This window comes from Sulfobacillus thermosulfidooxidans DSM 9293 (genome assembly GCF_900176145.1).
GTDB classification, from domain to species: Bacteria; Bacillota; Sulfobacillia; order Sulfobacillales; family Sulfobacillaceae; genus Sulfobacillus; species Sulfobacillus thermosulfidooxidans.
Genome location: NZ_FWWY01000001.1, coordinates 2,280,433 through 2,299,711 on the forward strand (window position 1 = coordinate 2,280,433; position 19,279 = coordinate 2,299,711).

Annotated in this window: 23 protein-coding genes; 21 read left to right on the plus strand and 2 right to left on the minus strand. The window is 49.6% G+C overall.

Annotated features, from left to right (window positions below):
* Positions 1-42: 42 nt before the first annotated feature.
* The 12 genes from alr (at position 43) to B8987_RS11535 (ending at position 9,001) form a co-directional block, all read left to right on the plus strand.
* A complete protein-coding gene (gene alr, locus B8987_RS11480) occupies positions 43-1,149 on the plus strand; it encodes an alanine racemase (RefSeq protein WP_139793540.1) in 1,107 nt (368 codons plus the stop codon).
* A 46-nt stretch (positions 1,150-1,195) separates the two neighbouring features.
* Positions 1,196-1,450 carry a CopG family ribbon-helix-helix protein gene (locus B8987_RS11485; RefSeq protein ID WP_020373963.1) on the plus strand — a complete coding sequence of 85 codons (255 nt, stop codon included), beginning with the start codon at positions 1,196-1,198 and terminating at the stop codon, positions 1,448-1,450.
* A gap of 3 nt (positions 1,451-1,453) precedes the next feature.
* A complete protein-coding gene (locus tag B8987_RS11490; RefSeq protein ID WP_020373962.1) occupies positions 1,454-1,819 on the plus strand; it encodes a type II toxin-antitoxin system PemK/MazF family toxin in 366 nt (121 codons plus the stop codon).
* A 92-nt stretch (positions 1,820-1,911) separates the two neighbouring features.
* Complete coding sequence (locus tag B8987_RS11495) at positions 1,912-2,658, plus strand: gamma-glutamyl-gamma-aminobutyrate hydrolase family protein (protein WP_020373961.1); 747 nt, start codon at positions 1,912-1,914, stop codon at positions 2,656-2,658.
* A gap of 2 nt (positions 2,659-2,660) precedes the next feature.
* The gene (locus B8987_RS11500; protein WP_020373960.1) at positions 2,661-3,686 is read left to right on the plus strand and encodes an asparaginase; all 1,026 of its coding nucleotides are present in this window, start codon (positions 2,661-2,663) and stop codon (positions 3,684-3,686) included.
* The gene (locus B8987_RS11505) at positions 3,674-4,810 is read left to right on the plus strand and encodes an amidohydrolase (RefSeq protein ID WP_084661603.1); all 1,137 of its coding nucleotides are present in this window, start codon (positions 3,674-3,676) and stop codon (positions 4,808-4,810) included. Before B8987_RS11500 ends, B8987_RS11505 begins: the two co-directional genes overlap by 13 nt.
* Before the next feature lie 112 nt (positions 4,811-4,922).
* The gene (locus tag B8987_RS11510) at positions 4,923-5,345 is read left to right on the plus strand and encodes a rubrerythrin family protein (protein ID WP_020373958.1); all 423 of its coding nucleotides are present in this window, start codon (positions 4,923-4,925) and stop codon (positions 5,343-5,345) included.
* A gap of 60 nt (positions 5,346-5,405) precedes the next feature.
* Complete coding sequence (locus B8987_RS11515; protein ID WP_084661604.1) at positions 5,406-6,689, plus strand: heterodisulfide reductase-related iron-sulfur binding cluster; 1,284 nt, start codon at positions 5,406-5,408, stop codon at positions 6,687-6,689.
* A complete protein-coding gene (locus tag B8987_RS11520; protein ID WP_084661605.1) occupies positions 6,686-7,267 on the plus strand; it encodes a DUF3501 family protein in 582 nt (193 codons plus the stop codon). Before B8987_RS11515 ends, B8987_RS11520 begins: the two co-directional genes overlap by 4 nt.
* A gap of 5 nt (positions 7,268-7,272) precedes the next feature.
* Positions 7,273-7,707: a Fur family transcriptional regulator gene (locus B8987_RS11525; protein WP_084661606.1), complete on the plus strand. Its 435-nt coding sequence runs from the start codon at positions 7,273-7,275 to the stop codon at positions 7,705-7,707.
* Complete coding sequence (locus B8987_RS11530) at positions 7,686-8,282, plus strand: uracil-DNA glycosylase (RefSeq protein ID WP_084661607.1); 597 nt, start codon at positions 7,686-7,688, stop codon at positions 8,280-8,282. Before B8987_RS11525 ends, B8987_RS11530 begins: the two co-directional genes overlap by 22 nt.
* A 170-nt stretch (positions 8,283-8,452) precedes the next feature.
* Positions 8,453-9,001: a general stress protein gene (locus B8987_RS11535; RefSeq protein WP_100217843.1), complete on the plus strand. Its 549-nt coding sequence runs from the start codon at positions 8,453-8,455 to the stop codon at positions 8,999-9,001.
* A 53-nt stretch (positions 9,002-9,054) separates the two neighbouring features.
* On the opposite strand, the gene B8987_RS11540 is transcribed toward B8987_RS11535, so the two are convergent.
* Positions 9,055-9,765, minus strand: a complete 711-nt coding sequence (locus B8987_RS11540) for an alpha/beta fold hydrolase (RefSeq protein ID WP_020373952.1) — start codon at positions 9,763-9,765, stop codon at positions 9,055-9,057.
* 219 nt (positions 9,766-9,984) lie between these two features.
* On the opposite strand from B8987_RS11540, the gene thiL reads away from it, so the two are divergent.
* Genes thiL through rimI form a run of 4 tightly spaced genes read left to right on the plus strand, consistent with a single transcriptional unit; the run spans position 9,985 to position 12,654 of the window.
* Positions 9,985-10,992, plus strand: coding sequence for a thiamine-phosphate kinase (gene thiL, locus B8987_RS11545; protein WP_026040551.1), 1,008 nt, complete (start codon positions 9,985-9,987; stop codon positions 10,990-10,992).
* Positions 10,949-11,464, plus strand: a complete 516-nt coding sequence (gene tsaE, locus B8987_RS11550; RefSeq protein ID WP_020373950.1) for a tRNA (adenosine(37)-N6)-threonylcarbamoyltransferase complex ATPase subunit type 1 TsaE — start codon at positions 10,949-10,951, stop codon at positions 11,462-11,464. The genes thiL and tsaE overlap by 44 nt, the downstream gene beginning before the upstream one ends.
* Positions 11,465-11,467: 3 nt before the next feature.
* Positions 11,468-12,157, plus strand: a complete 690-nt coding sequence (gene tsaB / locus B8987_RS11555; RefSeq protein WP_020373949.1) for a tRNA (adenosine(37)-N6)-threonylcarbamoyltransferase complex dimerization subunit type 1 TsaB — start codon at positions 11,468-11,470, stop codon at positions 12,155-12,157.
* A 2-nt stretch (positions 12,158-12,159) separates the two neighbouring features.
* The gene (gene rimI, locus B8987_RS11560; RefSeq protein ID WP_020373948.1) at positions 12,160-12,654 is read left to right on the plus strand and encodes a ribosomal protein S18-alanine N-acetyltransferase; all 495 of its coding nucleotides are present in this window, start codon (positions 12,160-12,162) and stop codon (positions 12,652-12,654) included.
* A 40-nt stretch (positions 12,655-12,694) separates the two neighbouring features.
* Here rimI and B8987_RS11565 read toward each other — a convergent pair whose 3' ends face one another.
* Complete coding sequence (locus B8987_RS11565) at positions 12,695-13,186, minus strand: hypothetical protein (protein ID WP_084661608.1); 492 nt, start codon at positions 13,184-13,186, stop codon at positions 12,695-12,697.
* Positions 13,187-13,322: 136 nt separating this feature from the next.
* Between B8987_RS11565 and tsaD the strand changes: the two genes are divergently transcribed.
* The 5 genes from tsaD to murA all read left to right on the plus strand — a co-directional run bounded on the left by tsaD (position 13,323) and on the right by murA (position 19,109).
* Entirely contained in the window at positions 13,323-14,255 is a 933-nt protein-coding gene (tsaD, locus tag B8987_RS11570; protein ID WP_020373946.1) for a tRNA (adenosine(37)-N6)-threonylcarbamoyltransferase complex transferase subunit TsaD, read from the plus strand.
* 40 nt (positions 14,256-14,295) lie between these two features.
* Positions 14,296-14,808: a gamma carbonic anhydrase family protein gene (locus B8987_RS11575; protein WP_084661609.1), complete on the plus strand. Its 513-nt coding sequence runs from the start codon at positions 14,296-14,298 to the stop codon at positions 14,806-14,808.
* A gap of 74 nt (positions 14,809-14,882) precedes the next feature.
* Complete coding sequence (gene murC, locus B8987_RS11580) at positions 14,883-16,265, plus strand: UDP-N-acetylmuramate--L-alanine ligase (RefSeq protein WP_084661610.1); 1,383 nt, start codon at positions 14,883-14,885, stop codon at positions 16,263-16,265.
* A 57-nt stretch (positions 16,266-16,322) separates the two neighbouring features.
* On the plus strand, positions 16,323-17,789 hold the full coding sequence (gene guaB, locus B8987_RS11585) for an IMP dehydrogenase (RefSeq protein WP_020373943.1): 1,467 nt from the start codon (positions 16,323-16,325) through the stop codon (positions 17,787-17,789).
* A gap of 30 nt (positions 17,790-17,819) precedes the next feature.
* Complete coding sequence (gene murA / locus B8987_RS11590) at positions 17,820-19,109, plus strand: UDP-N-acetylglucosamine 1-carboxyvinyltransferase (RefSeq protein WP_020373942.1); 1,290 nt, start codon at positions 17,820-17,822, stop codon at positions 19,107-19,109.
* The last annotated feature ends 170 nt before the right edge of the window (positions 19,110-19,279 follow it).

Consider the following 19,279-nt stretch of genomic DNA (forward strand, 5'->3'; position numbering starts at 1 on the left):
AGAATCAAGACAGACAGAACAGAGAGGTAGGGCAAGGTGTTGATGAGACCGACAGTCGCCACGATTCATTTAGACCGATTGCGAAAGAATGTGCAGTGGATACGGGCACAACTAAATCCCCATGTGAAAATGATGGCTGTCGTTAAGGCCGATGCCTATGGCCATGGTGCACACAAAGTCGCTGAGGCGGCCTTAGAGGCGGGAGCCGAGTTTCTTGGCGTTGCCCTCGTCGAAGAAGGTATGGCGCTTAGACGTCAAGGTATTCAAGCACCAATCTTAGTTTTGGGGCAAGTTCCTATGAATCAGATCGCCGAAGCCATCGCTGATGACTTAGACATGGTCGTGTTTGATCCGCTGACATTTGATCAGGCTGTACAGGCTGGACAATTCTTGCACAAACCCGTAAAGATTCACTTGAAAGTAGATACCGGGATGGGACGGATTGGATTATGGCCCGATCACTTCGACCGAGTCTGGATAGAACGATTAAGAAATCCGGCGATCATTTTCCAAGGCCTCATGACGCATTTTGCTAATGCGGATGCGAGGGAAGAACGAGGGACCAAGGAACAGGTCCAAAGATTTTTAGATGTCATTGAGATGTGTCGCGAAAATGGGCTTGAGCCTCCTTTTGTGCACGCGGCCAATTCGGCGGCGGCACTGAAAATGCCCGGAACTCAGTTTAATTTGGTCCGGATTGGGATTGCTATGTATGGATTGGAAGCTTATGCGCCCATGCCCGCCGACTTAAAACCGGTGTTGGAACTGACATCGCAAGTGGTCTTTATCAAAACGGTCGACGAAGGCTTTGCGGTAGGATATGGAAGCACTTATATCACCGAGAAACCTATGAAGATTGTGACGGTGCCAGTCGGTTACGCTGATGGCTACCGCCGGGGACTGTCAAACCGGGCACAAGTTTTGATCCGGGGCCGGAGATATCCCGTGATTGGCCGGATTTCCATGGACCAATTGACCGTAGGCATGGACATCGACGATCCGGTGGCGATAGGCGATCCCGTGGTGCTGATTGGGGAACAAGGCGGGGAGAGTATTTCGGCGGATGATTTGGCTCGTCTCTTAGATACGATCGGTTACGAGATTGTGAGTGGGTTATCGCCAAGAATTCCCCGGGTTTATGGTAATTGACAGTAAAATTTTGCGAAGTCTATAATGAATTGGAAGAGGGAAAGAGGTGGGCATTTTGGAAGAAAACCGTCGCGTGATAGTGCGTTTGCCCCATCATTTGGTGGACGCATTAGATAAGATGGCGGACGGAGAAGGACGTCATCGAAGCGAAGTGATTCGCGAAAGCGTCGAGTTTTATCTTGCAGAACAGCGTAAGCAGCAACTCCGGCAGGAACTGATTCAAGGTTATCAGGAACTTGGCTCGCTCAACGCGGCCCTCGCGGAAGAACACTGGGAATACGCCGGATATTCTAGGGAGTAATCGGTGGCAACCTCAGACATTGTCGTGAAACGTGGTGACATTTTTTTTGCAGATCTCTCTCCTGTGGTAGGATCGGAGCAAGGCGGTATACGTCCTGTGCTTATCCTGCAAAATGACATCGGTAACCGGTATAGTCCGACAACGATAATTTGTGCGGTCACGTCACAAATTTTTAAGACACGGTTACCGATTCACGTGGATCTGAAAGCTGAGGAATCTAATCTCGACCGGGATTCGGTCATCTTGTTAGAACAGATTCGAACGATTGATAAACGGCGACTGAAAGAGCGCATTGCGCATTTAAGTCCTGAAGTGATGAATCGAGTCAATCAAGCCATCGTCATTAGTTTAGGCTTGACCGATTTGTAAAGTTAAGGTGAGTCCACGCACGGACTCACTTTCCCTATTTAAGGCACCAGTGAAGGACATGGTGAATTCAAAAACGAAAGGTGGGCCATCTCGTGTCGACGCCGCAGCTAACGAAACCCTTAATCGGGATTTCTGTTTCACGGGAAATCGGTTCGGATAATGTGCCACGTGATTTCCTGCGTGCCACCTATCTTCATGCGATCCAATTGGCGGGAGGCATCCCCATCTTATTGCCCAATATTCCCGAGAGCCAAGAAGCCTTGAAAGTTTGCCATGGTCTGCTGCTAACGGGTGGGGGCGACTATGATCCGGCCCGGTATGGGCAATCCGATAAGGGCACGAAATGGGACGGAGTGTCCACGGACCGGGATGAAACGGAACTGCTATTAATTCGCACCGCCTACGATTTAGCGATGCCGATATTTGGGATTTGCCGCGGTATTCAAGCCTTGGCTGTAGCTGGTGACGGTTCCTTGATTCAAGATATTCCCACAACCTATCCGGATTCCGTCTTGCACCATCATCAATCGGCGCCGCGTTCTTCCCCTACCCATCAGGTGACAGTGGACAAATCCAGTCATTTGGCCAGCATTTTAGGCACGGAACAGGTGGTGGTGAATTCCTTTCACCACCAAGCTGTTGACCAGGTACCAAAAAACTGGGTGGTTAACGCCCATGCCGAAGATGGGGTGATTGAAGGGATGGAATTGCCACAATATCCTTTTGGTATTGGTGTGCAGTGGCATCCCGAAGATTTAGTCGATAGCTTTCAAGAGGCCCGTCAATTATTTATAGCGTTTGTGCAAGCGGCACGACAATATCAGGAGGCAAACTATTAGGCATGGCAGAAAAAGCAGTCGAGATTCTTCGCGGTAAAATGGTCGAAAGCCGCGCATTCGCAGATGTCGCAGTCGTTGACAGTTTAGGACATATTCGTTTTTGGCTTGGAGATCCAGAACGCCCTACATTTTGGCGGTCGAGTGCGAAACCCTTCCAAGCACTCCCGGTAATTTTGTCAGGAGCGATGGACCGGTATCATTTTTCATCCGAAGATGTGGCTATTATTTGTGCGTCCCACGGGGGAGAAGAGGCCCACGTTCAGCAAGTGTCCTCTTTATTAGAGAGGATTGGCGCAAGCAGTGAGGATTTAGCGTGCGGTGTCCACCCGCCGAGCGATCAAAGATCTTGGCGGACATTACTGGAAACGGGTCAAGAACCGACGATTTTACATAACAACTGTAGTGGTAAACATACCGGCATGCTGACCTTAGCGCGCATGCTGGATGCCCCGTTGGCGGGTTATGAACAGAGCGACCATCCTGTTCAACGCAAAATCCGCCAGGCCGTCTCACTCATGACCGATATTCCCGAAACGGATTTGATTACGGGTATCGACGGGTGTAGTGTGCCGACCTTTTATTTGCCACTAGCCCGAATGGCTCTCGCTTATGCGAGGTTAGTGGATCCCCGTGGATTGCCTGAGGAAATTCAGGCTGCGACCGCCGTTATCTCTGAGGCTATGCGCCTTCACCCATATTTGGTGAGTGGAACAGGACGTCTTGAGGTCACTTTAGCTGAAGCCACGCATCACCGGTTTGTGGCCAAAGGTGGTGCAGAAGCCGTCTTTTGTCTAGGAATTCCGGAAAAGGGGCTCGGATTAGCCGTCAAAATCGATGACGGCATGTCTCGGACCATTCCTCCCGTTGTTATCCATGCCTTAGAAGATATGGGGATCTTATCGGCTCAAGAATTGATGGCACTCTCCGAGGTGAAGATTCCGATTTTGCGCAACCACCGAGGATTAGAGGTCGGACGGATAACGCCGACATTTCACTTACACCGGGGGAAAATCTTATGTGGGCATTAACACATGTTAGGATCATGGACGGGACTGGACTGGATATCGAAGATGGGGGAATGTTGATTGACAATGGGCGGATTGTGGACGTGTCCGCCCATCTTCAGGTTCCCCTTCACGCGGAAGAGGTGTCTGGACAAGGGCGGTTGTGTTTGCCGGGATTTATTGATGCGCACAGTCATATTGGACTGAGCACGAGCGGTGAGACGCTAGGAAACCAAGATGTCAATGAGGCTACCGAAGCCATCACCGCTGACGTGCGGGCCTTAGATGGGATTAATCCTCAAGACCCGGCGATTAAAGAGGCCTTAGCACAAGGCGTGACCACGGCGTTTGTGACAATGGGTTCAGCTAATGTCATCAGTGGCATGGGGTCGGTCGTGCATTTATGGGGAGAGACAGTGGAAGACATGGTGATTGCTCCTGCTGCGGGCATGAAGGCGGCCATGGGGGAGAATCCCATCCGCGTGCATGGCAATTTGAAACACCGACCGAGCAGCCGACCTGGCGTGGCGGCTATTTTAAGAGAATGGCTAGAACGTGCCCGTTTATATGCCCAACAAAGCCATATCGGTTATAAAGATTATGATCCGCGTCTTGAAGCGCTAGCGGCTGTGGTGCGTCGCGACATTCCCTTACGTGTCCATGCGCACCGTGCAGATGACATTTTGACCGCCATTCGTATTGGCCGTGAATTTCGTATCAATCTTGTCATCGATCATGGTACCGAGGCAGATTTAGTCATCGACCAAATCAAAGCGGCGGGGGTCTTCGTGGTGACAGGGCCGTCCTTTTCCGCCCGAACCAAACAAGAATTGCGCCACAAAGGGTTTCATACGCCAGCAGCATTGGTCAAGGCTAAGATCGTGACGGCGGTGGCTTCCGATCACCCCGTGGTACCGGCTGAGTATCTGCGGCTTTATGCTGGCCTTACGATGCGCCAAGGGTTAAGTTTTACGGAGGCCCTCAGCACAATCACCACAGCGCCGGCCAAAATTTTGGGAATGGATGACCAGCTTGGACAATTGAAAGCCGGTTACCGAGCCGATTTTGTCCTTTGGAAGGGCAATCCCCTGACCGATATTCAAGCAGAAGCGACGGCCGTCTATATTGCCGGCCAGCACGTGTTGTAATTGGGAATGTGGTTGCAGCTTTCTGGTGAAAAAGTATTGATTTTATCTTCGCCCTAATTTAGAATTATTATTAGGTAAGTTTTATTACCAAACAGAATGAAGGGGGATACTCATGCCATCATTAGCGAATACCAAGACGCACGCCAACTTAAAAGAAGCCTTTGCTGGAGAATCGCAGGCCAACCGCCGTTATTTATTCTTTGCTCAAAAAGCCGATATTGAAGGTCGCCCTGAAGTCGCCGGATTATTCCGTGATGTTGCCGAAGGTGAAACCGGTCACGCATTTGGACATTTTGAATTTTTGGAGGAAGTCGGAGATCCAGTTACAGGTGTTCCTGTTGGTAGCACCGAAGATAACTTGAAGAGTGCGATTGAAGGCGAAACATACGAGTACACGCAAATGTATCCGGGATTTGCTAAAGTTGCCCGCGAAGAAGGGTTTGATGAAATCGCGGAATGGTTTGAAACGTTAGCACGAGCGGAAAAAAGCCATGCTGGACGGTTCACCAAGGGTCTGGCTGCGCTGGAAGACTAACCAGGGAACCAAGGGGGCTTTGGTGCCCCCTTTTAATCAAACCAGAAGGGAGGATGTTTAGTGGAATATAATCCTAATACGGACACCTATTGGGATGAGAGTGCGTTAGCCCAGGATATGAAAACGGCTTTTGATATTTGTAATGGATGTCGGCTATGTTTTAGCCTTTGTCCATCGTTTCCTGACCTTTTCAAATCGGTCGAAGCGCACGATGACAATGTGGACTTATTAACAGACGAAGAGATGGCACGGCCTGCGGATTTATGTTATCAATGTAAACTGTGTTACATGAAATGTCCCTATATCCCTCCGCACCGTTTTGATTTAGATTTTCCTCGCTTAATGCTGCGTTCAAAAGCCATTCGGGCAAAAAAGAATGGTATGGCACCCGTGGACCGTTTCCTTGGAGATCCGGAACGCATTGGCCGCTTAGGGACGGCTGCGCCGACATTGTCCAATTGGAGCAATCAAAACCCGATGATGAGACAATTGATGGAGAAAACTATTGGCATTGATCATCGTCGCCATCTTCCCAAATTTGCCATCATGCGTTTTTCGACCTGGGCTTTAAAGCGCCAAAAACGCCTCGAAGATACCGATGTGGCGATATTTAGTACCTGCACCGTGGAATATCATGAACCGGGTATTGGCCAGGCGGCGATGAACGTGCTGAGCCACAATGATGTGCGCGCCATGGTACCATCAAACCAGCGCTGCTGTGGAATGCCCGCCTTAGATGGGGGAGATATCGCTGGAGCGATTGAGCGTGCCAAGCAAAATGTCGCCATTTTTGCGCCCTATGCGAAAGCCGGCAAAAAAATCTTGGCTTTACAGCCGACTTGTGCCTATGTTTTGAAACAGGAATATCCCCTATTATTAGGAACAGAGGATGCCAAAGCTGTCAGCGAGGCCACTATCGATGTCACGGAGTACTTGGCGCAAAAGGCCCGGCGCAAACAATTGAAGAAAGATTTCAAACATCACCTCGGCACCGTGACCTATCATTTGTCCTGTCATACGAAGGCCGAAGGGTTGAGACGATCGGCTAAAGACCTGTTGAGTTATATTGATGGGACGACTGTGAATGTGGTGGACCGGTGTGCCGGCATTGACGGCACCTGGGGACTGAAGGCCGAGTTTTATGATGAGTCGCAGAAAGTAGCGGCCAAACTAACCGAAGCGTTTCGGGAGGCCAAAGGGACGACCGCATGTTCCGATTGTGCTCTGGCCGGTTTACAAATTGAAACAGCAGCGGACAGTGCCCCACGACACCCGGTCGAACTATTGCAAGCCGCCTATGGCCTTGCTCCCGTAGACAGTTTGGAAAGTGAGGATCAGTCATGAGACCATTGACACGGGAAGATATTGTACCCATTGAGACATATGAACAAATGCGGGAACAATTTCGACGCCGGATTATTGATATCAAGAAAGTCCGGCGGGTCGATATTGGCCCCAGAATTTCTGTGGTCTTTGAAAATCGCGACACGATGCGTTTCCAAATCCAGGAAATGTGCCGTATTGAACAGATTACCCAACCGGAATTGATTCAACAGGAATTAGATGTCTATAACGATTTGCTTCCTTTGGGATATGCTATTGGGGCGACCTTGTTAATTGCACTCAGCCAAGAAGACAACATGCCAGAAATCTTACGGCAGCTATCGGGTGTAGAGGAACATGTCTATTTGGAAACTGACAAATTTCGAATCCATGCACAAGCCGAATTAGGACGGTCAACCGAAGAAAAGACCAGTGCCGTTCATTATTTGACGTTTACGTTTACCAAAGAACAGGTTCAACAATTTGCCGAATCCGAGCACAATACCATTGCGATTCACCATCCGCACTATGACTATGGGGTGGCACTCCCGGAAGTGACCAAAGCGTCATTGTTAGCGGATTTGATTCAAGAACGGTGAAACCCATGAGCCCATCTTTTCGCACTTTAGATCTTCTGCGCTCATCGGGATTAAGGATTACGCCGCAGCGCTTGGCTGTCTTTGAAAGTATTGCGGCGCTGGATCATCCTGCTGCCGACGATATTTATGACCGTTTACGCCATAGCCATTCGGCGATGAGTGTAGCAACCGTCTATAATACCGTGGAACGATTAGTCCAAGAAGGGCTCGTACGTGTCATTATGGTAGAAGGGAAAAGGCGATATGATTTGCGGCTTGATCGCCATGACCACCTACTCTGCCAAGTGTGCCATCGTTTGGAGGATTGTCCGGACGATTGTCCTTCCGCGGGGATTGCAGTGCCTAAGGAATTGTTGGTCAAGGGTCAGACATGGCAGATTAACCAACACACGGTGATTTTGGAAGGAGTTTGTCCAGATTGTATGAACTCACAGCCTTAAAGGTCACGGATTGTCGGCGGTGTCGTCTTTCTCGGAGCCGCACGCAAATTGTGAACGGGTCGGGGCATGTTGGGGCCGCCGTGATGTTTACTGGAGAAGCTCCGGGAAAAGCCGAGGACCTCATGGGAGTGGGATTCCAGGGACAAGCCGGGAAAATTTTTGACGCCATGTTGGCCTATTTAGGTTTGAGGCGAGATCAGATTTGGCTCAATAATGCTGTGCGTTGCCGGCCGTTACAAGGTCAAAAGAACCGGACTCCTCGCCCGGACGAGATTCAGGCTTGTAGGCCATGGCTTCTCCAAGATGTGGATCAAATCGCTCCCCGGCTCATAATCACTTTGGGTCGCATTTCCTATGCATCGGTGACTGGACATGACGACTTTGCTACAATGCGGGGAAAACTCGTCTCGGTTCCGGGTCTGCCCTCCGTGTTTCCCCTATTTCATCCCGCCTACCTCATTTACCGGCGGGAGATGCGTTCTGTGATGTGTCATGATCTGACCGCCTTACTCCGCTACATGGATGAACACGGCATTGAACATAGCCCTGGGCAACCGGGATTGTGTCTATCGTGAGGGATAGAGAAAGCCATATCAGACCATCATTGCCATATCTGAGCTAGTCGGAAAATATTTTTGGTCCACAGTGTGAAATTTTATATTCAGTAATATTTTGGTAACGATTATCGGAGATAATAGATGAGGACTTGCTGAGAGAGATGAGCATCCGGATGAAAGGGGAATAAATGATGGCTGACGAATTATTACATGATAACCATGCTGCGCATGTGGCGGCGACCTTTAAAACCTATGAAGAAGCAGAAGATGCGGTACGCAAATTGATCGACCGTGAAGTACCGGTTCAACATATTTCTTTAGTGGGCAAAAATTTTGCTATTAAGGAAAAACCCTTAGGTTATACCACTATTAGTGGCGTTGCTAAACAAGGAAGCAAGTTTGGTGCGCTGTGGGGTGGCGTTTTAGGATTGCTGATGGGGTTCACCATCTTTTTCAGTCCGGTAGCAGGCCCGTTAATTTTATTTGGCCCCTTGGCTTATGCTCTAGCCACCGCGGTCGAAGGCGCTGTTTTTGGGGGATTAGCGGGAGTTTTAGTTGGTTGGGGAATGAAACATGAAAAAGCCATTGATTATCAACGATCGATTGAACAAGGCGATTATTTGGTCACGGTCAGCGGTGATGCGGAAATGGTGAACCGCGCGTATTTACTGTTAAAGAGCATGGAACCCACGCATGTCGATTTATTTGACCCCACAGAAACTGCGGCTAACAGCTAATGTTGTCGGCCTAAAAAGAACCGTCTTATTAAGACGGTTCTTTTTTTTGACGGTTAAAAGACCCCGGGCAGACGACGCTCAAGAAAATGGGCAATACTTTGATTGGTTAATTGGGGAACTTCAATATGAGGTAAGTGTCCAACATCATCAAACACGACGAGTTCTGCATCGGGTAATGCCTTTTCTAAGGCTTTGCCATAGGCTAAGGGAATAATACGATCTTCCCGTCCCCAAATTAGCAAGGTCGGCATTGTGATCTGGTTGAGATTTTGGTCTGGATCGGGCACAATGCCTTGAGAACCTAAATATTTTGCAAAGATTTGTCGCCCCCGGTTCAGTTCTTTGGCATCTTCTAGGGTACGGTAGGGAGTGAACTGGCGATAACGCTGAGGATCATGAACCAACCCCGACATAAATTGATCAGGGGGCAGGGTTAAGGGGTTGATTATCGGCACATTGGGCAGAGTCACGCCAACACTGTCCAGGATAATTAAAGCGGATACCATGTGAGGATAATGTGCGGCAAACGATAGTGCCACGCGCCCTCCCATGGAATTACCTCCTAAGATACATTGGGAGATGTTAAGGATTTCGAACCAACCTTTTAACACGTGCGGAATATGCTCAACGGATGTGACATCATCAATCCATTCAGATTGTCCAAACCCGGGCATATCGGGGGCAATGACTCGGAACGAAGGAGAAAAATATTGGATCTGGTGCCAAAAGGCTTTGCCGGTGCCACCCCCACCATGCAAAAACACGAGGGGATAACCTTGACCACTTTCAAACCAGCTAAACCCTTTACCACGCCAACGGCTCGTGTGGCGTATAATATCGGTGGTAATTGTTGTCGCCTCCTAGTATAAGCTGTCGTTATTGTAAACTTGTCGCCGACCAAAGAGAAGGGAAGACTGTAGAAAAGAGCAGATATGGATATTATAGAGATGCGTAAATTTAGGCGTCGTGAACAAGGTGAAAAGATGAAAGTGAAAGATGTGGGCGAAAGAGCGCTCATTTCGACGATCCACCGGTTGCAGGCTATCGTTCCCATGGGATATTTAGGCATTGGGGATGATGCGGCCTATCTGCCCCCGTCTCCTGCGGGTTGGCTTATCAGCCAGGATATGCTGGTCGAAGGTGTTCACTTTCGCTTTGATTGGATCACTCCCGAACAACTCGGTGAAAAAGCGGTAGCCGTGAACATCAGTGACATCGCGGCGATGGGAGGCATTCCGAAGGCCATTTTAACGAGTATTGCGGTGCCTGGGAATTTTGATGTCGAGGTCATCGAAGCCTTATACCGTGGGATGGCTAAGGCGCTCGATCGTTATGGTGCCGTATTAGTGGGCGGCGATACGGTGTCGTCGCCAGATAAATTCACGTTAGATGTATCGGTTGTGGGCCATCCCGGAGCGAAAGGACCCGTGTTATTATCCGGAGCCAAACCCGGTGACCGGTTGTTTGTCACGGGGCGTCTGGGCGCATCCTATGCGGGCTATATGTTATTGTGTCACAATGTGAGTTGGCCAAGCACCTCAATTCAACATCGAAGTGTTTTGCAAGCTCACTTGGCGCCCGTAGCACGTGTGGAGGCTGGTCAGCAACTCGGGGCATTGGCTCATGCTATGACAGATATTTCTGACGGATTAGTCAATGAACTCAAGGCCATGACGCGATTTGGGGGAATCGGCGCCAGAATTGAGGCGGAGCGGGTACCGATTGATCAGGCTACCCAAATGGTCGCCAAAGAATATGGCCAAGATGCGTTAGATTTTGCCTTGTATGGCGGAGAAGACTATGAATTGTTGGCCGCGGTTCCTCCCTCCCGTGCGCGTGAAGCAGAACTCTTGTGTTTACGTTGTGGGGTTCCCATTACGGAAATCGGAGTGGTGACCGATACACTCGGAATTCATGTCATGCGAGACGGAGAGGAGCTCGCCGTAGATGAACGAAAAGGATTCCATCACTTCGCCCTGGATCAGGACTAGTGACAATCTCGAGCAAACACAGAAACTGGCGAAGAGCCTTATCGAGTTGCTGCGGCCTTCTGGGGTGATGCTGTTTGCAGGGGATTTGGGAACCGGTAAGACCACGATGATTCAAGCCATGTTATGGCATCTAGGCTATAAGGGGTCGGTCAAATCCCCCACGTTTGACTTACTTCACCTCTATGAATTCTACCCCTTTCGTGTCTATCACGTCGATTTGTACCGGTTAAGTAGTCCCGACGAGCTTGCGGTATTAGATTTACCCGAGCCCGGGGAAGAGAATACTATGATCTTGGTCGAATGGGGCGAAATGTTGACAACATTGTATCCCGATTATTTTCAGCTAACGTGTGAGGCGTGTGGGGATACCTGTCGCCGGTTCACGCTCGAGGCCCACGGCGAAACCGTCCAACAACGCTATGCGACATGGCTAAGTCGCCATTCTATTTCAGAGAAGGAGATAAATTCCTAAATCATGCGCGTGTTAGGCTTTGATGCATCGGGTCAAACTTTGTCCGTGGGCTACATTGAGGGCGATGCCGTTTTGGCCGATTTATATTGGCAACGGCCCAAAACAGCAGGCAGTCATTTAGTGGCGTGGATTGAGATGATTGTGAAAGAATTTGGACGACCTGATGGTATATCGGTGGGAATTGGCCCGGGATCATTTACAGGGGTTCGCATTGCACTGAGTGCTGCTAAAGCCTTGGCTTATGCCTGGAATGTGCCAGTTGTCGGTATTTCGTCCTTACAAGCTTGGGCATATTCCATTAAGGGATATCAAGGAAAAGTCTTTGTATCCAGTGAAAAAAGAGGGCCAGCATTTTATGCGGGATTATATTTTTTGGGCCACAACCCTTTTCCTGAGGTGATTATCCCGGACTGGGCTGTGAATCAATGTTTGCCGGATCTATTTCCGCTATCCGAACCGGTAGCCATCGTTGGTCCCGTTGCGGCCGATCGGTCATATAGTTATCAGGTCAGTTCGCATCCCATATCCTTACAATGTCCGATATTAGGGAGTCGTGTGGCATTTCTTGGACAAAGCAGGTTACAATTAGGGCAGGTGGACGATCCCATGACATTGGCTCCTTTATATATTCGCCCACCCGCGATATCGACGCCACGAGGGCGAATAGAGCCTGAGGGGAAAGGAAGACAGTAGGCATGGCAATCAGTGATGATCGGACTGGTAACGAATCGTCTCAATCCTCCCCGGATATTGTGATCCGGGATATGTATATGGCAGACCTCGATGCGGTAATGGGCATTGAAAGCCATTCATTTCCGACTCCATGGTCGCGCAATGCCTTTCAAACCGAACTTTTAGAAAATACTTTTGCAACCTATCTTGTTGTGGAATTTCACGGGAAAGTTGTGGCTTACGGGGGAATGTGGATTATCTTGGATGAAGCCCACGTCACCAATATTGCGGTTCACCCGGATTACCGCGGACATCATTTGGGAGAAGCCATTATGATGGGACTTATTGAACGGGCTAAACGTGCGGGCGTGGTACGGATGACTTTGGAAGTGCGGCGCAGCAATTTAGTGGCCCAAAATTTGTACAACAAATTGGGATTTGTGCAGTTAGGCGTGCGCCGCGGTTATTATACGGATACGCGAGAAGATGCCTTTATCATGTGGAAGGATCCTCTATAAGGGTATCACGCAGAACATTGACACGGTACCGGGAATAAGACTAACTGACACGGGATTCGGGTTCGGATTTGTTGGCCGGATGGGGAGGGGATCCTTTTATTGGCCATCCGCCCCACCAGCTCGCAAATCCTCCAAGAAGACCATAAAATCCGGCTGCAAACAGCGCGGTAATCACCGCGCCAGAAATCATATGTAAGTGCAGCATTGTGATCACCGCTTGCGCTGGCACCCCGTGAAGTTGGCGGATTAAAGCCCTCTGTGCCTGCGGTAACCGAATTGTATATTGATAAACCAGGGAGCTGGCAAACGCGGTGAAAGCTCCTAACAGTACACCTGGCCAAAATGGCCGGTGCCCGCGCTTTTTTATCTCCCGGCCAAAAATCACAAAAATTAGTATGCTAAACAGAAACGAAAACACGTGGCTGAGCGTGAGATAGGGATAGGTTGCAGGGGACAAGGCCAATACTGAGGGCCCTGCTAAGACGAGTAATAATAAGGTGGTAGAGATGATGACTAATCCAAACATAATCATTATGCACTCCTTAGTCGGGTAACATATGATTAATATGGCGAATGATATGGGGATTTTATGCATTTAAGGAGTAGGAGGAAATCCAACGAAAATTTTAGGGATCGAATCATCCTGTGATGAAACAGCTGCCGCCATTGTGGAGGACGGTCGGCATCTTATTGCGACGACATTATCCTCATCAGCTCAAATTCATGCGAAGTACGGCGGGGTCGTGCCTGAAGTCGCGGCGAGAGAACATGCCCTGGCCATTTTGCCAGTTGTTGATGCGGTCTTAACCGAATCTTCGCTCACCCTTCAAGATCTCGATGCGATTGCGGTCACGCAAGGTCCAGGGTTATTGGGTGCCCTTTTGGTTGGCGTGACCTTTGCCAAAACCTTAGGCGCAGCCCTCAACATTCCTGTTATAGGGGTTCACCATCTTGAAGCCCATCTCTATGCTAATGCCTTGGTCGATGCCTTACATTTTCCTGCGTTGGCCCTGTTGGTTTCCGGTGGTCATACCTCTTTGCTTTTATGGCGAGATTATTTACAATGGGAGCTTCTTGGGGAAACTCGGGACGATGCAGCCGGGGAAGCGTTCGATAAAGGGGCTCGAATTCTTGGATTAGGTTATCCTGGTGGGCCTGAAATTGAACGCCTGGCCCGCCAGGCTGAAAAAAAGTCACTGCATTTACCCATCGCCAATTTAGGAGACACGCTCGATTTTAGTTTTAGCGGGGTGAAAACGGCGACACAAGCGTTATGGAAAGATCATTCTGATGAGCCCGAAGAAGTCGCCTACGCGCTCCAACAAGCGGTCATTAAAGCGCTTGTCAAAAATGTCGAGAAGGCCCTTAATCGCTATCCGGTTGAGCATCTCTATGTGGCTGGTGGTGTTAGTGCTAATCAAGCATTGGCCGAGGCGTTAAGGCATCTTGGGCAAGTGCGAAACATACACATCCATATTCCTCCTACGGCATATTGTACCGATAATGCGGCAATGGTGGCGGCACTTGGATATTACCTGTGGCAAGCCGGAAAATCCATGGGACCTTTTGAAGGTCCCCATGCTGTCTTCCCATTGGTCTAGTGCAGAGCGCAGGAGGGGAAAGGAAGGATGGTCATCGGTCATGTTGTTGAAATTTGGGGAATTCTATCCCGAAGTGGGTCAGCCGATTTTTGTGGCGCCGGGGTCTTATATAATCGGGCAGGTGATGTTGGGGAACTATGTCTCGGTATGGTTTAATGCCGTCATTCGCGCCGACAGTGCTCCCATTACCATTGGGACCGGTACCAACATCCAAGATAATGTAAGTATACATGCCGATCCGGGCTTTCCTTGTAGCATCGGTCAAAACGTTACAGTAGGCCATAATGCGGTCATTCATGGAGCGCAAATTGCCAGTGACGTGCTGGTGGGAATGGGGGCCATTGTGATGAATGGCGCTAAGATTCACCCAAGAGTTCTGATCGCGGCGGGATCGTTAATACCTCAAGGCATGGAAGTTCCAGAAGGAATGCTGGTTCAGGGACGACCGGCCCGGGTGGTGCGGGCCTTAACCGAACAAGAAATAGACGGGATAGTGAAGTCGGCTCAACATTACCAGCAATTGTGGATTAAGCAGGGTTGGCATTTCCGGTAGATATGTTTGGCGAACGAGGCATGAATACCGCAAGGATGGTAAATCATACCCCAAAAAGCTTGGAGGGATTCATTGTGAAGCACGTACACTTCATCGGCATTGGCGGATATAGCATGAGTGGCTTAGCCCTTTTGCTGCACCAACAAGGATATCAGGTCACGGGTTCTGATGTGAATCCTTCAAGCCGTACAGAGCGTCTTCAAAAGCATGGGATTCCGATTGAATTTACACACAAGCCGGAAAATGTTCGTGGAGCTGATTGGGTTGTTTATAATACAGACGTCCAAGAAGACAATCCGGAAAGACAGGCGGCGGTTGCACAAGGTATTGCGTTGTTGCACCGTTCGGAAATCCTGGCTCAATCCTTGGCAGGTCATAAAGCTATTACCATAAGCGGGACGCACGGGAAAACGACTACGACGACAATGATCGGGACGATATTGCAAGATGCGGGGCTAGATCCCACGGTGTTGGTGGGAGGAGAAGTGCCACAGTTTGAAGGGAATGTGCGTGTGGGTCAAGGAATTTATGCCGTCGCCGAAGCCGATGAAAGTGACGGCACATTTTTACGCTATCATCCTTTTATTGCGGTGGCAACCAATGTCGAACCAGAGCATTTAGACCACTATCACGGGCAATTTTCGTCGTTGATTGCAGCCTTTCAAGAATACTTGGCGAAAGTTCCCGAGGATGGCTTAGCCGTCATCGGAGTGGATAATCCGCATTTATTGACTTTATCACGAACCTTGTCGGTGCCTATCATGACCTATGGTCTATCATCTGAAGCCAGGGTGCGGGCGGAGCATATCGTGTTTGACACGCATCAAACCCGCTTTGACGTTGTCGTTGATGGTCAATGGGTGACGTCGGTCGTTTTGTCAGTGCCGGGAGTTCATAATGTCATAAACAGTTTAGGCGCTATGGCGGCTTCAAATCACATCGGGGTTCCCTGGGACGTGTCAGCGAAAAGTCTGGAACGGTTTGTGAACGCGAATAGGCGCTTTCAAGTCTTGGTGGAGCATCCGGTGATGGTCGTTGACGATTATGCTCATCATCCTACGGAGATTCGATCGACCTTAAAAGCATGCCGACAACGGGCTAAAGGGCGGGTCATTGCATTATTCCAGCCCCAGCGGTATGTGCGCACCCAAAACTTATGGAATGAATTTGTGACGGCTTTGCAAGATGCAGATATTTTGTATTTAACCGATATTTATGCTCCTGCTGGAGAAATGCCGATCCCATGTATTACCGGTGAACGCTTGGCTGAGGACATTGCTCGGCATGGTAAAGCTGTGCATTTTCGCAAAGATATGTTTGATGTTGTGGATGAATTGGCCGACACCTTACAAGAGGGGGACCTTTTTATCACCATGGGCGCTGGCAATGTTTATTTAGTCGCCCGGGATATGGCAAAGAAATTAAATACGAGAGGTGTGTCCGGCGCAGGGTTGTGATAGACTGATTAGAAATTCCGAACGACAGCGGGCAAGTAACAGAAGGAGAGATATACAGTGGAGTTTCATGAGAAGTTTGGGCCTGAGGCCTTAACTTTCGATGATGTCTTATTAGTACCAGGACATTCAACCGTGTTACCCAAAGAAGTCGATTTAACGACACGGTTCACGCGTAATGTCATGATTAATACCCCCTTAGTCTCAGCAGGTATGGATACTGTGACAGAAGCCCGTATGGCGATTGCTATCGCCCGGGAAGGCGGTATTGGTGTTATTCATAAAAATATGTCGATTGAGCGCCAAGCTGGTGAAGTGGACAAGGTTAAACGCTCAGAACATGGTGTCATTATCGATCCGATCTTTTTAGGCCCTGACAATATGGTACGAGAAGCGCTGGAAATGATGGGCCGCTACCGCATTTCGGGCGTACCGATTGTCCGCGATGGGGGATATCTGGTAGGCATTTTAACGAACCGCGATTTACGTTTTGAAACCAATTTTGATCGGCCGATCCAAGATGTTATGACGAAAGATGGATTGGTCACCGCTCCTGAAGGAACTACTTTGGATGAGGCCAAGGCGATATTAGGCCGTCACCGCATTGAAAAATTGCCGTTGGTGGACCGAATGGGGCGCTTGCGCGGGTTAATTACCATTAAAGACATTGAGAAAGCGAAAAAGTTTCCGCATTCGGCCAAAGATCGTAATGGCCGATTATTGGTGGCGGCTGCGGTCTCGGTCGGAGCGGACACGATCGAGCGGGTTGAGGCATTAGTGGCGTCACGGGTCGACGTGATTGTGGTGGATACGGCTCATGGGCATTCCCAAGGCGTGATCAATACGGTACGTCAAATCAAAGAATTGTTCCCCCATGTCGATGTCGTCGGTGGCAATATTGCTACTCCGGAAGCTGCTGAGGCTTTAATTGAGGCAGGCGCTGATGCGGTCAAAGTTGGGGTCGGTCCGGGATCCATTTGCACAACCCGTGTTGTGGCGGGGATTGGGGTTCCGCAAATTACAGCGGTGTGGTCCGTATACCAAGTCGCCAAGAAATTCGATGTACCTGTCATTGCTGATGGCGGAATCAGGTGGTCCGGGGATATTGTCAAAGCGCTAGCAGCGGGGGCATCATCGGTGATGATTGGTTCGCTCTTTGCTGGCACAGAGGAAAGTCCGGGAGAAATGGAGATTTTCAAAGGCCGCTCCTTTAAAGTATATCGAGGGATGGGGTCTTTATCGGCCATGAAGGAAGGATCGAAAGACCGCTATTTCCAAGATGATCAAGATGTCGAAAAGCTCGTGCCCGAAGGCATTGAAGGACGAGTACCTTACCGTGGTTCTCTCGCCGATACCGCCTATCAATTATTAGGAGGGTTGCGTGCTGGCATGGGATATTGTGGCACGCCAACCTTGGCGGATCTTCGCGAAAAAGGACGATTCATACGCATTACGAACGCCGGACTTTTAGAAAGTCATCCGCACGATATTCAAATTACGAAAGAGGCTCCTAATTACAGTTTATAAGGGTTAAAGGTTGATGAAAGGCGGATTGACTTGGCAAGGCTCGTTATTGAAGGGCGTTATCCTCTAACGGGGGAAGTCAGTGTAGAAGGTTCTAAGAACAGTGCATTACCGATAATTACGGCGGCGGCCCTCGCCGCCGAAGGAACCTCTGTACTGGAAAATGTGCCCCGTTACACGGACATTATGGATTTATGTCAGATTTTGCGTGAATTGGGCGCAGAGGTCGAATGGATCGGAGAAAGCCGGTTAAAAATTACGGCACGCAGCCTATCTAATTACCATGCGCCCTATGAATTAGCGAAAAAACTGCGAGGGTCGACATATGTCGTGGGATTATTGCTCGCACGTTTAAAGCAAGCCGATGTAGCCTTTCCCGGAGGCTGTCAAATTGGCTCGAGACCTGTGAATTTTCATGTGCAAGGGTTTCAGGCGTTAGGGGCGACCATGTGGCTGGAACACGGGTCGATTCATGGCAAAGTCGAAAACCGGCTAGTAGGAACCCGGATCTATATCGAACGGGCATCCTTTGGAACAACGATTAATTTGATGATTGCGGCCAGCTTGGCCGAAGGAACCACAACGTTGGAAAACGCGGCGATGGAACCCGAAATTGTTGACTTGGCCAATTTTCTGAATGCCATGGGCGCGAAAGTTCGGGGAGCGGGAACGAATTTGATCCGCATCGAAGGCGTTGACGTATTACACGGTGCGCATCACGAAATTATTCCCGATCGGCTAGAAGCCGGTACCTACCTGATTGCGGCGGGGGTAACTGGCGGAGTCGTCACGGTTACCAACGTAATCCCCGAGCATTTGCGTACGGTGTTGCTGAAATTGGAACAAGCGGGCGCTGAAATTGAAGAGGATATGGATTGGATCCGGATCGTAGTTAACCAGCGCCTACAATCCGTAGATATCGAAACCTTGCCTCATCCGGGATTCCCAACTGATTTGCACCCGCAAATGGTGAGTTTATTAAGCTTGGCTAATGGTGTCGCCGTCGTCCAAGAAACCGTGTTTGAAAACCGTTTTGGCTACGCCCATGATTTAGTGCGCCTCGGTGCCGATATCAAGCTCGAACGAGAAACGGCCATTGTGCGTGGGGTTGAGCAACTGACTGGAGCCCCCGTGCAGGCCCAAGACATTCGGGGGGGAGCTGCCCTAGTGCTGGCAGGATTAGGCGCCTTGGGAACAACGATTGTTGAAGGTGTGGAATATATCGACCGCGGTTACCACGCGCTTGAACAAAAATTACGTTTGTTAGGCGCAAAAATCTATCGGGAAGATGAGAATAGCCGCAAATATCCAAAAATGTTGTGAGTCCTCACATCACACCCTGCAATCATACCCACAGCAGTATAATAACAGCTGAAGCCCGTATTCAAACAGGCTTTTGTGGATTCGTATCTCAGCCATCGAAAGAGATGTCCTTTTGCAGGATATGTTTTAGGGTAATAAGATGACTGAGAAGGATCCATGAAGCCTGCTTT

Coding starts and splice junctions, on each gene's coding strand:
- B8987_RS11500 (WP_020373960.1), top strand. CDS start 2,661: ATGGCAGAAAAAGCAGTCGAGATTCTTCGCGGTAAAATGGTCGAAAGC.
- B8987_RS11575 (WP_084661609.1), top strand. CDS start 14,296: ATGTTGTTGAAATTTGGGGAATTCTATCCCGAAGTGGGTCAGCCGATT.
- B8987_RS11520 (WP_084661605.1), top strand. CDS start 6,686: ATGAGACCATTGACACGGGAAGATATTGTACCCATTGAGACATATGAA.
- tsaE (WP_020373950.1), top strand. CDS start 10,949: ATGAACGAAAAGGATTCCATCACTTCGCCCTGGATCAGGACTAGTGAC.
- B8987_RS11510 (WP_020373958.1), top strand. CDS start 4,923: ATGCCATCATTAGCGAATACCAAGACGCACGCCAACTTAAAAGAAGCC.
- B8987_RS11535 (WP_100217843.1), top strand. CDS start 8,453: ATGATGGCTGACGAATTATTACATGATAACCATGCTGCGCATGTGGCG.
- B8987_RS11565 (WP_084661608.1), bottom strand. CDS start 13,186: ATGATTATGTTTGGATTAGTCATCATCTCTACCACCTTATTATTACTC.
- tsaB (WP_020373949.1), top strand. CDS start 11,468: ATGCGCGTGTTAGGCTTTGATGCATCGGGTCAAACTTTGTCCGTGGGC.
- thiL (WP_026040551.1), top strand. CDS start 9,985: ATGAAAGTGAAAGATGTGGGCGAAAGAGCGCTCATTTCGACGATCCAC.
- alr (WP_139793540.1), top strand. CDS start 43: ATGAGACCGACAGTCGCCACGATTCATTTAGACCGATTGCGAAAGAAT.
- B8987_RS11525 (WP_084661606.1), top strand. CDS start 7,273: ATGAGCCCATCTTTTCGCACTTTAGATCTTCTGCGCTCATCGGGATTA.
- B8987_RS11505 (WP_084661603.1), top strand. CDS start 3,674: ATGTGGGCATTAACACATGTTAGGATCATGGACGGGACTGGACTGGAT.
- rimI (WP_020373948.1), top strand. CDS start 12,160: ATGGCAATCAGTGATGATCGGACTGGTAACGAATCGTCTCAATCCTCC.